This is a genomic window from Citrobacter sp. CK202, from assembly GCF_030333225.1.
Taxonomy (GTDB): Bacteria; Pseudomonadota; Gammaproteobacteria; order Enterobacterales; family Enterobacteriaceae; genus Citrobacter_B; species Citrobacter_B koseri.
The window spans coordinates 59,623-73,417 of record NZ_JAOWGI010000013.1 but is presented as its reverse complement, the minus strand read 5'-3'; the positions used below and the strand labels follow the sequence as shown (position 1 = coordinate 73,417).

Sequence of the window (13,795 nt, the reverse complement as noted above, 5' to 3'; positions counted from 1 at the left end):
AATAACCATTTGATTTGTGATGATAATGAATAACATGCGACTTTCCCGCTGGCTGGCGTTTTTTACGCTCGCCGCGTCCGTAGCGCTGGCGATACCGGCGCAGGCGAACACCTGGCCGCTTCCTCCTCCCGGCAGCAAACTGGTGGGCGAGAATACATTTCACGTTGTCGAAAACAACGGCGGCTCGCTGGAGGCGATTGCTAAAAAATACAATGTCGGTTTTTTAGCGTTGCTACAGGCAAACCCGGGCGTTGATCCTTACGTTCCCCGCGCGGGCAGCGTTCTGACCATCCCTCTGCAAACCTTACTGCCGGACGCGCCACGCGAAGGTATTGTGATTAACCTCGCCGAATTGCGTCTGTATTACTATCCTCCCGGAAAAAATTCGGTGACCGTGTATCCGATCGGTATCGGTCAACTGGGTGGCGATACGCTGACGCCAACGATGGTCACTACCGTCTCGGATAAGCGCGCGAACCCAACCTGGACACCTACGGCGAATATCCGCGCCCGTTACAAGGCTCAGGGAATAGACCTCCCTGCCGTGGTTCCCGCCGGGCCGGATAACCCAATGGGCCATCATGCGATCCGCTTAGCGGCTTATGGCGGCGTCTATTTGCTGCACGGCACGAATGCTGATTTCGGTATCGGGATGCGCGTCAGTTCCGGTTGTATTCGCCTGCGTGACGGTGATATTGAGACGCTGTTCCGTCAGGTCACGCCGGGTACGAAGGTCAACATTATTAATACGCCGATCAAAGCGTCCGTTGAACCTGGCGGCATGCGCCTGGTAGAAGTCCACCAGCCGTTATCGAAGAATATTGATGACGATCCGCAGATATTGCCGATCGTATTGAACGGTCAAATGCAGGCTTTCAAAGATGCCGCACAGACCGATGCCGCCGTTATGGAGCATGTTATGGAAGTGCGTTCAGGAATGCCGGTCGATGTCACCCGCCATCCCGGGATAACGCAGCAGTCGATGTAACGTCGGATAATAAAAAAGCCCCGCTCAGACAGCGGGGCTTTTTTGTGGCAGTAGCAGTGGCATTAATGAGGGTTAATGCTTATTTGTAGATAACCGCAGTCCCGTGGAGGGTGTTAGGACCGGTTACCGAAGTAATGCGGAAAGATTTCGCGCCCATTTCATCCGCTTTTTGCGCCAGTTGATCTTCCAGAGATCCCAGGTTAGTCCCGGCGGTTGCGGAAATGGTGCCTACTTTCTGTTGATCTACAGGCGTCGCCTGAACTTCAACAGCAGCGAAACTTGCGAAAGAGAGTGAACTCAGTACAGCGGCAGCAATGAGGGTTTTTACGTTTTTCATGATAGTGACCTTTAGCAGATGAACGGTGTCGAAATATTTACTTAACGATCGATAGGTAAATCATAGATGTGATCCAGGTCACACGTCAACATTTTTTTATAACGATCATTATATAAATTAAAAAGGACTTATTTTTCATATCAATACAGGTGAATTATTTTTCTTCTGAATGCGCTGGAGACTGAGCGGGATTATTTTTATAATGGTTGTTCAACAAACCCAACAAGGTACAACGGCATCATGACAACTGACTCGACAGGTTGCGTAAAAAAAAGCCGTGGCCGACCAAAAGTGTTCGACAGGGAAGCCGCGCTTGATAAGGCCATGACACTCTTCTGGCAGCACGGCTATGAAGCAACATCGCTCGCCGACCTCGTGGAAGCGACCGGCGCAAAAGCGCCCACGCTGTACGCAGAATTTACGAACAAGGAAGGGTTGTTCCGCGCAGTGCTGGACCGCTATATCAGCCGTTTTGCGGCAAAACATGAGGCCCAGCTCTTTTGTGAAGAAAAAAGCGTTGAGTCCGCTCTGGAAGACTATTTCACCGCCGTCGCGACATGCTTCACCAGTAAAGACACCCCTGCCGGGTGCTTTATGATCAACACGTCCGCCACACTGGCCGCCTCCTCCCGTGAAATCGCCCATACGGTGAAATCCCGCCACGCGATGCAGGAGCAGACGCTGACCCAGTTTTTGCGCCAGCGGCAGGAGCGCGGGGAAATTCCGGCGCACTGCAATCCACAAACGCTGGCGGAATATCTGAACTGTATTTTACAAGGAATGTCGATCAGCGCGCGTGAAGGCGCGACGTTTGACAAACTGATGCAGATAACCCGCACCACCCTACGGCTGTGGCCGGAGATGCTGAAGGCTTAGCGCCTGACCGTCTGATAAAAAAAAGCCCCTCAGCCTGAGCGAATGAGGGGCTAACGTGCAGAGTACAGCTTTTTTTACGCGTCGTTATTCAGAATCAATTGGCCGTTATTATCCAGCGGGATTTGCGTTCCGGGATCTTTATCCATGCGGATTTTCCCCTGCTGATCGCCAATCTTGTAAGTGACGTCATAGCCCAGCATTTTCTCTGACTTGTCATACACCGTTTTACAACGCTGCTGCGTAGAGGTGTAGGTGTCATTTTCCTGCATTGATCCCTGGATTTGGTTACCGGCGTACCCTCCGCCCAGCGCCCCGACGACGGTCGCCACATCTTTACCACGGCCACCGCCGAACTGATGACCAATCACGCCGCCAGCAACCGCGCCAAGCACCGAACCGGCAATGCGATTTTCGTCCTGAACAGGTTTGCGGTGCGTGACCGTCACGTTGCGGCATTCCTGACGCGGTGTTTTGACGGTTTCTTTTATGGGTGTGGCTGATACGACTTGCGCATATTTCGGGCTACGGTCAAAAACGTTCAGACTGGCCACCGCCGCCACACCCAGCGCAGCAGCTACGCCAATCCCTATACCCGCCAACATTGATTTATTCACGGGAATTCCTCCTTTTTTGCTATTAGTAACAATTTTGCAACCAGCAGAGGGGTTAAGCAAATCAGAAAGAGGATGAAAAGTGCGGGGTTATGCGGCAAACAGACACGATTCAGAGAACTCTGAAGCAGATGGCGCGATTAAATTGCCGGATGGCGGCCGATGGCCTTATCCGGCCTACATGCAGTGCGAGCTGTAGGCCTGATAAGCGAAGCGCCATCAGGCGATACGGTAAGGATTAATGCAATTTCAGACGCGGGCGAATCACACGGTTAATGCTGCCTACTAACATCATTAACCCGGTTTTAAAGTAACCGTGCAGCGCAATCTGGTGCATACGGTAAAGCGAAATGTAAACAAAACGCGCAATACGCCCTTCCACCATCATTGAACCGCGCATCAGGTTCCCCATCAGGCTGCCGACAGTCGAGAAATTAGAGAGCGATACCAGCGAACCGTGATCTTTATAAACGTAGTCTTTCATCGGTTTGCCTTTCATCTGCGCCAGAATATTATTCAGTGCGCAGCTTGCCATCTGATGCGCGGCCTGAGCGCGCGGCGGCACAAAGCCCCCTTCAGGACGTGCGCAGGAAGCACAGTCGCCGATGGCATAAACATCCGGGTCACGGGTGGTTTGCAGCGTCGGTTCAACCACTAACTGGTTGATGCGGTTAGTTTCCAGCCCGCCAATATCTTTCAGGAAATCAGGCGCTTTAATCCCTGCCGCCCACACCATCAGGTCAGCTTTGATGTGTTCGCCATCTTTCGTGTGCAGGCCGCCTTCGTCTGCGCTGGTCACCATCGTCTGAGTCAGTACGCGTACGCCCAGTTTGGTCAGTTCGCTATGCGCCGCAGCGGAAATACGCGGCGGCAGCGCAGGCAGAATGCGCTCACCGGCTTCAACCAGCGTCACGTTCAGCGCTTCGTTAGTCAGGCCTTTGTAGCCGTAGCTGTGCAGCTGTTTCACAGCGTTATGCAGTTCCGCAGAAAGCTCCACGCCCGTTGCGCCGCCACCGACAATCGCAATGTTGACCTTACCGCTAACACCCATGCTGGAAGAGTATTTCAGGAACAGGTTCAGCATTTCCTGATGGAAGCGACGCGCCTGATGCGGGTTGTCCAGGAAAATACAGTGTTCTTTAACGCCAGGGGTGTTGAAGTCGTTAGAGGTGCTGCCCAGCGCCATCACCAGGGTGTCGTACGCGATTTTACGCTCAGGAACCAGCAGTTCCCCTTTCTCGTCACGCAGTTCCGCAATGGTGATCGTTTTCGCTTCACGATCGATATCCATAACCGAACCCAACTGGAACTGGAAACCATGATTACGCGCATGCGCCAGGTAGCTCAGAGCGTCCACGCCTTCGTCCAGTGAACCGGTCGCCACTTCATGCAGCAACGGCTTCCACAGATGGCTGTGGTTTCTGTCCACCAGCGTGATTTTTGCCTTTTTCTTACGACCCAGTTTTTTACCCAACTGAGTCGCCATTTCAAGCCCGCCAGCACCGCCGCCGACAATCACGATCTTTTTCAATGGTGTAGTCAACGTGACCCCCTTAAATTTATTAACCAATTGTTAAGTAAAAGTTATAAATATAGCCTTTAATTAACAACAAGTTACGGTAATGCAAAGTGACTTCGCTAGTGAGAATAACACGAACGGTGCATTGGTCATACCAAAATTGATGTACATCAAGTTTTCTCGCTGAAAAGATAGACAACCCTGCCTGAATGCTCATAAAAAAACCAGCCCGAAGGCTGGTTTCTGAGGGGGGTGATCGGGTTACAACAGCTTAACCTAACGTTTTAAACGCTTTTATCCGCTGTAAATGAGGAGAGATATTCTTAAATTTATGGGTCTGCTCTTCGTCCCAGACAATTTCATAGAAATGATGCAGCTCTTTTGCCGAACGATGGCTGTCCAGCGCTTCATCATGCCGGGACAGGATCACCAGGCAGCGATCGCGGTTTTTTTCGCGGAAATTGGTGACGCATTTCGTTGCGATATCGGCATACTCTTCCGGGCGGTCGATTTTGCCTTCCATGTTCTCATAGGGGAACAGATTAGGGTTGAATACCACCTGGCGTATGTCGCACAGGAAGCCAATCCGCTCCGCCCAATACCCACCCAGTCCTACGCCACAAATTAATGGCCGATCGTCCACATTCAGTTGCAACATTTTGTCTACTTCTTTCAGCAGATGCTGCATGTCATGTTTGGGATGCCGTGTGCTATAGCTGATCAGTCTGACATCCGAATCAATAAACTGTAGCTGCAACACTTTCTCGTGGTTACCCGGACTGTTGGAGTCAAAACCGTGTAAATAGATAATCATCGCATCCTCACACAAAACTCGGGTTAATGACCTGCTTTTTCTTCCTGCCAGCGTTCATGCAACTGGTTAAGCTGGGCGCTGACCGTTTTCCAGCGTGCGGAGTCCATCAACTCCTGACGCGAAAATGAACCTTTATGATACAAACGCGTAACACGTTCTGCATTGATCGGCGACAGATTATCTAACACGCTGACCGCTCCTTTACGATTATTACAGACCAGGATCATATCGCAACCCGCATCCAGCGACGCCTGCCCGCGCTCCGCGTAGCTCCCCATAATCGCCGCTCCTTCCATCGACAGATCATCGGAGAAAATCACGCCATCAAAACCAAGTTCCTCACGCAGCACCGTTTTCAGCCAGTGTGGTGAACCACTCGCCGGACGCGGATCGACATCGCTGTATATGACGTGCGCCGGCATAATCGCATCAAGTTTGTTCCCGGTGATTAGCGAACGGAACACCGACATATCCCTGGCGCGAATTTCCGCCTCAGGACGCGGATCGGTTGGCGTTTCTTTATGCGAATCGGCAGTGACTGCCCCGTGTCCGGGGAAGTGCTTACCGGTGGTTTTCATTCCGGCAGCATGCATCCCGTCAATAAAACGCGTCGCCATTGCCAGAGCTTTAAGCGGATCGGCATGGTAAGAACGCTCGCCAATTGCTGCGCTGATATGCCCGACATCCAGCACCGGCGCGAAACTGATATCAATGTCCATCGCGATCATCTCGCTGGCCATTAGCCACCCGGCATCCTGCGCCAGTTTGCCCCCTTCTTCCAGCCCGTGCAGCGCAGCAAAAGATTGTGCGGCTGGCAGGCGGGTAAAACCTTCACGAAAACGCTGTACGCGTCCGCCTTCCTGGTCAACCGCCACCACCAGATGGTTGCGCGAAGCCGCCCGAATCTGGCGGACTAATTCGCGCAGTTGCTCCGGGTCATGATAATTACGCGTAAAGAGGATCAGCCCCCCCACCAGCGGATGGGCCAGAATCTCGCGCTCTTCTGCGTCCAGCTCAAACCCTTCGACATCCAACATTACTGGACCCACACTGCTCTCCTTATCCTTTCTTTTTCAGCTGCCGCCAGGCGTCGTCGGCCAGCTTGATAAATTGTTGTTCGCCGGTTTGCTGCCAGCGGTATTCAAACCATCCGGCTTTCAGCATCATTACCCAGGGGCGCCATAACCTGACCTGTCGCCATAGCGTTTGCGGACAGATATACGCAACGGCGGCATAGGATCTCACCAGCCGTTGATGCTGCCGCTCATCCTCTACCCATACAGCGGCCAGCTCCAGAGCGATATCGCCGTCCCCGGCGTATTCCCAGTCAATCAACCGTAGCCCCGATGCCGTCTGTACCAGGTTATCGCCGTGGACATCCATATGCAAAGGCGCCAGACGCAGCGGACGAGGTTCCCGCGCCGCTCGCAGCCGTTTTAGCATCCGTAGCCAGTACGGCGTCCTGCGTGCCGGATCGCTCCCCTGCCAGTAGCGCATAAGCAGCGGTAACAGCGAAATACGCCAGCCAAAACGCGGTTGTTGATGCAGATGATACAGTAAGCCCGCCAGTTCGTCGGTATCCGGTAATCCAGATTTTACCTCTCCCTGCAAATAGTCCACCGCCATCCAGCCGGGAATATAAAAACGCGGTCTGGGGGCAAGGGTTTCCGGTAAACGTGACAACGCGTGATACTGACGCAAAAAATCAGATTCAGGCGCAAAGGGATCATGATGGCAACGGAGCACCAGACGGCGGGCGTCATGTTCAATGATGCAACTCCCGCCGCTTAATCCGTTGTGGCAGGCGGCGACGGGATGATATTGCGGGAAGTAGCGCGACAAAACGTCGTCGCGCGTCAGTAGATTATTGTTGCTGGACTGCACCTTTACCTGACCAGATTATCTCGCCAGTTTGTACCAGCATTAACTGCATTTGCAGCGATGGCGCATTGACGTTACCCGCCGCGCTGGAATAGAGCACATATTGCGCCCCTACGTTACGGGCGATGCCAATCGCTTTACTGCGCGTACCGAGGCTGTCCTGCGGTGATAAACCCAGTTGCTGCTTCGCCATCGCCAGTTGCTGCGCGGAAACCAGCGTAAATTTACCGTTATTCGCCAGCGCATTACGTAAAGTCTCTGTGGCCTCGCCCGCGTTGAGCGAACCGTTGGTGCGGTTATTTACGCTATCGACCAGCAGTACGTTACCCGCCGTTACGCCATCAGCCTGGAGCATTTTTCCGACCATCGGCTGCATCGCGCTGTTCCAGTCATAATGGCGCACGCGCGGCGCAGGCTGTGCGGTCTGGTCTTCGTGTTCAATCGGGCCCGGCTGTTGCGGGATCGTCGGCACCGATGGCACGACCGGCACAGGCTGCTGCGGCTCAGCTGGCTGTTCCGGCGCCGGTTTGACTTCATCAACCGGTGCGGGTTCACGTTGCCCCACACAACCGGAGAGGAATATCGCCAGCGCGGCCACCAGTGCGTAGCGATTCATTTTCATCATCAAAATTCACCCCTTACAAATAAAGATAAAGTCTAACCTTATGCGCCCCCAGATAATTGGCGCTGCCATACAGCGTGACCGACGAACGCGCCGGAATAGTCACACTGCGTGGCGCTTCCAGAGGATGCATTTCCAGCCCTCTGGCGTCATACCAGTAAAACCGATAATGCACGGTAACGGGTTCTTGCCTTTCGTTATAGAGGCGTGAGGATGCAGAAGGCTGAATATCGGACGTCGTCAACGCAGGCGCTTCCGCCGTGATACCGGCCGCCAGCAGCGTTGACTCCATCACCAGTGTCTGTTCATCACTGACCGGAATTTCAGGGTGTGAACGACAACCCACAAGCAACAGTAAGGCCAGTGATATCGCAAGGCATCCTCTGGTCATTGTCAGAGGCCTTTATGCGCCAGCATCGGCCCCAGCGCACGCCCGCCCAGCAGGTGCATATGAATGTGATAAACCTCCTGCCCGCCATGACGGTTAGTATTCATGATCAGGCGGTAGCCGTCTTCGGCAATGCCTTCCTGCCCGGCAATTTTTGCCGCGACGGTGATCATACGGCCCAGCGCCTGTTCGTGCTCCGCCGTGACATCATTAACCGTTGGGATCAGGGTATTCGGGATGATCAGAATGTGCGTGGGCGCCTGCGGCGAAATATCGCGAAATGCGGTAACCAGTTCATCCTGGTAAACGATATCCGAGGGGATTTCACGACGGATAATTTTGCTGAATATAGTTTCTTCTGCCACGACATTTTTCCTTTTTTCAAAATTAGCCATAACGTTGCGCCATGCTACGCCGAGCCACACTGCGAGTATAGAGTATGAGCGAGTTACTCACGCTCTTTCAACTTTAACCCACGATTTATTAAGCAAAAAATCTGTCAGTTGCTGCGCTTATACTCATTTCCCTCTTCTCTTTGCACCTCATAGCACTGAAACAAGATTTCATTTTCACCCGTAACATCTGTTTACAGCATTAATGCAAGTGCGTATATTTCGCATTTGCATTTTCATGCGCATTTGATGGTTAGAAAATTAAAAGGGTTCGCCATGCCATTTCATGGTTTGAACTTAACGTTCATCATTATTAGGGGTTTTTCGATGTCTTTCACAACACACACCCAGGATGAGCAGCGTCAGCCTGCCGCAGTTCCCACACTGCTGGCAGCCTGCATCGCTATGGCATTGATGCCTTCCACCAGCTTCGCCGCTACCACAACAGAAGAAACAATCATTGTTGATAGCGCATCACAAGCCGACACGTCCAGCGATGAAGAACAGGACTACAACGTTAAAACGACAACCGCTGGCACTAAAATGCAGATGGCGCAGCGCGATATTCCTCAGTCTGTCAGTATCATCAGCCAGCAACGCATGGCTGATCAGCAATTACAAACCCTTGGCGATGTGATGGACAGCACGCTGGGTATCAGCAGAAGCCAGTCAGACTCCGACCGCAACCTCTACTACTCACGCGGTTTCCTCATCGACAACTACATGGTCGATGGCATCCCCACCTATTTTGAATCACGCTGGAATCTTGGCGATGCCCTTTCTGACACGGCCCTGTTTGAACGTGTGGAAGTCGTACGCGGCGCAAATGGATTAATGACCGGAACCGGCAACCCTTCCGCGTCTATCAATATGATCCGCAAACATGCCACCAGCCGTGAATTCAAAGGTAATGTGTCTGCGGAATATGGAAGCTGGAACAAACAGCGTTACGTAACCGATTTACAAAGCCCGCTGACAGAAGACGGTAACGTACGTGCGCGGATTGTTGCGGGTTATCAGAACAATGACTCATGGCTGGATCGTTATAACAGCGAGAAAACATTCTTCTCCGGCATTATCGATGCCGATCTGGGGAGCACAACCAGCCTTTCCGCCGGGTATGAATATCAACGCATCGACGTTAACAGCCCGACCTGGGGCGGTTTACCTCGCTGGAATACGGATGGCAGCACCAACAAATATGACCGCTCGCGCAGTACCGCTCCAGACTGGGCTTACAACGATAAAGAGTTTAATAAAGTCTTTGTCACGCTGAAGCAGCGTTTTGCGGATACCTGGCAGGCAACGCTCAACGCCACGCATTCTGAAATCAAATTCGACAGTAAAATGATGTACCTGGATGCCTATGTCAATAAAGACACCGGTATGCTGGTTGGCCCTTACGCCAACTATGGGCCAGAGTACGGTTACATTGGCGGTACGGGCTGGAACAGCGGCAAACGTAAAGTCGATGCTGTCGATCTTTTCACCGATGGGGGCTACGACCTGTTTGGCCGTCAGCATAACCTGATGGTCGGCGGAAGCTACAGCAAACAGAATAACCGCTATATGAATACCTGGGCGAACGTATTCCCGGATGAACTGGGCAATTTCTACAACTACGACGGTAACTTCCCGGAAACAAACTGGGGTCAACAAACCGTTGCCCAGGATGATACCACGCACATGAAATCGCTCTATGCAGCGACCCGCATTTCGCTGGCCGATCCGCTGCATCTGATCATCGGCGCTCGCTACACCAACTGGAGTATCGACACGCTGACCTACCGGATGGAGAAAAACCATACCACGCCATATGCCGGATTGGTGTATGACATTGATGATAACTGGTCTGCCTACGCCAGCTATACTTCCATCTTCCAGCCACAAAACTATCGTGATAGCTCGGGTAAATATCTCGCCCCTATTACGGGTAACAACTATGAAGTGGGCTTGAAATCTGACTGGATGAACAGCCGCCTGACCACCACATTGTCGGTCTTCCGTATTGAGCAGGATAACGTCGGCCAGTCGACCGGTAGACCGATTTCAGGTAGTAACGGCGACACCGCGTATAAAGCGGTAGATGGAACCGTCAGCAAAGGCGTTGAATTCGAAATTAACGGCGCTATCACCGACAACTGGCAGATGACTTTCGGCGCAACGCGCTTTATCGCGGAAGATAACGAGGGAAATGCGGTGAATCCGAACTTGCCACGTACAACCGTGAAGCTGTTTACCAGCTACCGTCTGCCAGTCATGCCTGAGTTGACCGTCGGCGGTGGCGTTAACTGGCAGAACCGTGTTCACGGCAGCGACACGGTCACACCATACGGCACATGGCGCGCGGAACAAGGCAGCTATGCGTTAGTGGATCTGTTCACTCGCTACCAGGTAACCAAAAACTTCGCCGTACAGGGCAACATCAACAACCTGTTAGACAAAACCTACGACACCAATATCGATGGTTCTATTGTCTACGGCGAACCACGTAACGTCAGCATTACTGCAAGCTATCAGTTCTGATAACGTTACTGACGAAAAGGGAGCCATCTGGCTCCCTTTTTTACGTTCTCGCAAGCCTGATGGCGGCTAACGCCTTATCAGGCCTACAACTGTGCTATAACCGTAGGCCGGATAAGCCACGCGCCATCCGGCAACACAGCGTAAAAAAGGCAGCCATTTGGCTGCCTTAGTTCTCCCCAACGTCTTACTGCTTAGCTATTGCGGATGTATTCATCCATTTCCGTTTTCAGGTTATCGGATTTCGTACCGAAAATAGCCTGAACGCCGGAACCTGCGACGACGACACCAGCTGCGCCAAGCGTCTTCAGGCCAGCCTGATCCACTTTAGCAACGTCAGCGACGCTAACGCGCAGACGGGTGATACATGCGTCGAGGTTAGTGATGTTCTCTTTACCACCAAACGCGGCGATCAGGGCCGGAGCCATTTCACTGGTTGCGCCCACTTTGCTGTCTTCGCTCGCATCTTCACGACCCGGCGTTTTCAGATCCAGCGCTTTAATCAGCACACGGAAGACGGTGTAGTAAATAATCGCATAACCTGCACCAACAATCGGGAACAGCCACAGTTTGCTGCTGTTGCCAGACAGAACGATGAAGTCAATCAGACCGTGCGAGAACGATGTACCGTCACGCATACCCAGCAGGATACAGATCGGGAATGCCAGACCTGCCAGAATCGCGTGGATAACGTACAGGATCGGCGCAACGAACATGAAGGAGAACTCGATCGGCTCGGTGATACCGGTCAGGAACGAGGTCAACGCTGCGGAGATCATGATACCGCCCACTTTCGCGCGGTTTTCCGGTTTAGCAGAGTGCCAGATCGCGATAGCCGCAGCAGGCAGACCGTACATTTTGAACAGGAAGCCGCCGGACAGTTTGCCCGCAGTCGGGTCGCCCGCCATATAACGAGGAATGTCGCCGTGGAACACCTGACCTGCTGCGTTGGTGTATTCACCAATCTGCATCTGGAAAGGAACGTTCCAGATATGGTGCAGACCAAACGGCACCAGGCAGCGCTCAATGAAGCCATAGATACCAAACGCCACAACCGGGTTCTGGTAAGCAGCCCACTGAGAGAACGTCTGGATAGCCGTCCCGATCGGCGGCCAAATGAAGGACAGGATCACGCCGGTGAAGATGGCAGCCAGACCAGAAATGATCGGCACAAAGCGTTTACCCGCAAAGAAGCCCAGATACTCAGGCAATTTGATACGGTAGAAGCGGTTGAACATGTACGCTGCAATCGCACCGGAGATAATCCCCCCGAGAACACCGGTATCCGCCAGGTGTTTTGCTGCGATTTCTTCAGCAGGTAAATGCAGAACCAGCGGCGCAACCACGGCCATGGTTTTGACCATGATGCCGTAAGCGACAACCGAGGCCAGAGCCGAAACGCCGTCGTTGTTGGTGAAGCCCAGTGCGACACCAATGGCGAAAATCAGCGGCATATTTGCAAAAACAGAACCGCCGGCTTCTGCCATAACGTGCGACACAACGGCTGGCAGCCAGCTGAAGTTAGCGGAACCGACGCCCAGCAGGATACCTGCGATAGGCAGTACGGATACCGGTAGCATCAGCGATTTACCGACCTTTTGCAGGTTAGCAAATGCATTCTTAAACATAATTAGGAGTGCTCCTGAGTATTTGTGCTTATACACTTCATCCTTCAAACCGCCTCAGCGTTGGCTGCGCTCGTTCATCCCAGTCACTTACTCAAGTAAGCTCCTGCAATTCACTCACTTGCCGCCTTGATGCAGCCTGAATGATTTTGTGTATTCTACGTTTTCACGCATTGGCGAGGGGGGAGAACCTCGCCGTGGACAGGGCATCTAAGCGCCCTTTATTTATTACACAGAGTAAAATAAATAAGCTCGGTTTTGTTTGACGGCTATCACGTTTCAGCTCCAGACAGCCATAAAACCATCACATTCTGACAAAATGAGTGTCTGAATGTTACAATTCGCTCATTCACCGCCCATTTTGTGGCGGTGAACTTTACTCGCTTTGAATATTAATTACGAGCTTTAAAAAAACTCAGTTAACGGGTTGATTGCAGGCGAGAAGCGTCGATGTGGAACAGGCGGGCAAAGTTTTCAGTGGTTGCCTGCGCCAGTTCTTCAACGGCAACACCCTTCAATACGGCCATATACTCTGCAACATCGCGAACCATTGCAGGCTGGTTCTCTTTACCACGATGTGGCACCGGAGCAAGATAAGGAGAGTCCGTCTCAACCAGCAGACGATCCAGAGGAACATAGCGGGCGGCATCACGTAACTGCTCGGCGTTGCGGAAGGTCACGATCCCGGAAAAAGAGATATAAAACCCAAGATCCAATAATTTACCCGCCGTCTCCCTGTCCTCTGTAAAACAGTGTAGTACGCCACCGCAATCCGTCACTTTTTCTTCGCGCAAAATCGCCAGCGTATCGGCGCGTGCGTCACGGGTATGCACAATCACGGGTTTATTTAATTCACGGCCAATCTGAATATGGTTAATGAAGGATTCTTGCTGGCGAACTTTTGTTTCCGGCGTATAAAAATAATCCAGCCCGGTCTCCCCCATGGCCACCACGCCTTCTTCAGCGGCAAAGCGACGCAGGTCTTCCACATCGTATGTTTCATCCTGGTTTAACGGGTGTACGCCGCAGGAAAACACAACGTTATCCCGCTCGCCAACTAGTTCGCGCATACTCCGGTATCCGGGCAGGGTTGTCGCCACCGCCAGGCAGAACTTCACATCGCGCGCGGCGGCTTTTGCCAGCACGTCATCCACGTCCTTATGCAGAGATTGATAATCCAGGCCATCAAGATGGCAGTGTGAGTCGACTAAAAACATAA

At 52.5% G+C, this 13,795-nt stretch carries 14 protein-coding genes; 3 read left to right on the top strand and 11 right to left on the bottom strand.

The annotated features are described in order from the left end of the window. Positions 1 to 22: 22 nt before the first annotated feature. On the top strand, positions 23 to 988 hold the full coding sequence (gene ldtC, locus OGX84_RS01050; protein ID WP_024130431.1) for a L,D-transpeptidase LdtC: 966 nt from the start codon (positions 23 to 25) through the stop codon (positions 986 to 988). 79 nt (positions 989 to 1,067) lie between these two features. Here the strand turns inward: ldtC and bhsA are convergent, their stop codons facing one another. Beyond that, positions 1,068 to 1,325, bottom strand: a complete 258-nt coding sequence (bhsA, locus tag OGX84_RS01045) for a multiple stress resistance protein BhsA (RefSeq protein ID WP_047457498.1) — start codon at positions 1,323 to 1,325, stop codon at positions 1,068 to 1,070. A 240-nt stretch (positions 1,326 to 1,565) separates the two neighbouring features. Between bhsA and comR the strand changes: the two genes are divergently transcribed. After that, positions 1,566 to 2,201, top strand: a complete 636-nt coding sequence (comR, locus tag OGX84_RS01040) for a TetR family copper-responsive transcriptional repressor ComR (RefSeq protein ID WP_024130432.1) — start codon at positions 1,566 to 1,568, stop codon at positions 2,199 to 2,201. A gap of 74 nt (positions 2,202 to 2,275) precedes the next feature. Here the strand turns inward: comR and OGX84_RS01035 are convergent, their stop codons facing one another. The 8 genes from OGX84_RS01035 to hinT form a co-directional block, all read right to left on the bottom strand. Then, on the bottom strand, positions 2,276 to 2,815 hold the full coding sequence (locus OGX84_RS01035) for a glycine zipper 2TM domain-containing protein (protein WP_024130433.1): 540 nt from the start codon (positions 2,813 to 2,815) through the stop codon (positions 2,276 to 2,278). Between the two features lie 235 nt (positions 2,816 to 3,050). Further along, the gene (gene ndh, locus OGX84_RS01030) at positions 3,051 to 4,355 is read right to left on the bottom strand and encodes an NADH-quinone dehydrogenase (RefSeq protein WP_024130434.1); all 1,305 of its coding nucleotides are present in this window, start codon (positions 4,353 to 4,355) and stop codon (positions 3,051 to 3,053) included. A 247-nt stretch (positions 4,356 to 4,602) separates the two neighbouring features. Beyond that, entirely contained in the window at positions 4,603 to 5,145 is a 543-nt protein-coding gene (gene ycfP, locus OGX84_RS01025) for an alpha/beta hydrolase YcfP (protein ID WP_012132812.1), read from the bottom strand. A gap of 23 nt (positions 5,146 to 5,168) precedes the next feature. Then, a complete protein-coding gene (nagZ, locus tag OGX84_RS01020) occupies positions 5,169 to 6,194 on the bottom strand; it encodes a beta-N-acetylhexosaminidase (protein ID WP_024130435.1) in 1,026 nt (341 codons plus the stop codon). Between the two features lie 10 nt (positions 6,195 to 6,204). After that, positions 6,205 to 7,029, bottom strand: coding sequence for a thiamine kinase (gene thiK / locus OGX84_RS01015; RefSeq protein WP_286457230.1), 825 nt, complete (start codon positions 7,027 to 7,029; stop codon positions 6,205 to 6,207). Beyond that, positions 7,010 to 7,651 (bottom strand): penicillin-binding protein activator LpoB, encoded by a 642-nt coding sequence (lpoB, locus tag OGX84_RS01010; protein WP_012132815.1) that lies wholly within the window; start codon positions 7,649 to 7,651, stop codon positions 7,010 to 7,012. The genes thiK and lpoB overlap by 20 nt, the downstream gene beginning before the upstream one ends. 13 nt (positions 7,652 to 7,664) lie before the next feature. After that, positions 7,665 to 8,039, bottom strand: coding sequence for a YcfL family putative periplasmic lipoprotein (locus tag OGX84_RS01005; protein WP_049008937.1), 375 nt, complete (start codon positions 8,037 to 8,039; stop codon positions 7,665 to 7,667). Between the two features lie 2 nt (positions 8,040 to 8,041). Continuing rightward, positions 8,042 to 8,401, bottom strand: a complete 360-nt coding sequence (gene hinT, locus OGX84_RS01000; protein WP_047463701.1) for a purine nucleoside phosphoramidase — start codon at positions 8,399 to 8,401, stop codon at positions 8,042 to 8,044. A 354-nt stretch (positions 8,402 to 8,755) separates the two neighbouring features. Between hinT and fhuE the strand changes: the two genes are divergently transcribed. Then, the gene (gene fhuE, locus OGX84_RS00995) at positions 8,756 to 10,954 is read left to right on the top strand and encodes a ferric-rhodotorulic acid/ferric-coprogen receptor FhuE (RefSeq protein ID WP_275166374.1); all 2,199 of its coding nucleotides are present in this window, start codon (positions 8,756 to 8,758) and stop codon (positions 10,952 to 10,954) included. Positions 10,955 to 11,145: 191 nt separating this feature from the next. Here the strand turns inward: fhuE and ptsG are convergent, their stop codons facing one another. Further along, entirely contained in the window at positions 11,146 to 12,579 is a 1,434-nt protein-coding gene (gene ptsG / locus OGX84_RS00990) for a PTS glucose transporter subunit IIBC (RefSeq protein ID WP_024130440.1), read from the bottom strand. Positions 12,580 to 12,995: 416 nt separating this feature from the next. Next, positions 12,996 to 13,793 carry a metal-dependent hydrolase gene (locus OGX84_RS00985; RefSeq protein ID WP_047457509.1) on the bottom strand — a complete coding sequence of 266 codons (798 nt, stop codon included), beginning with the start codon at positions 13,791 to 13,793 and terminating at the stop codon, positions 12,996 to 12,998. Between the last annotated feature and the right edge of the window lie 2 nt (positions 13,794 to 13,795).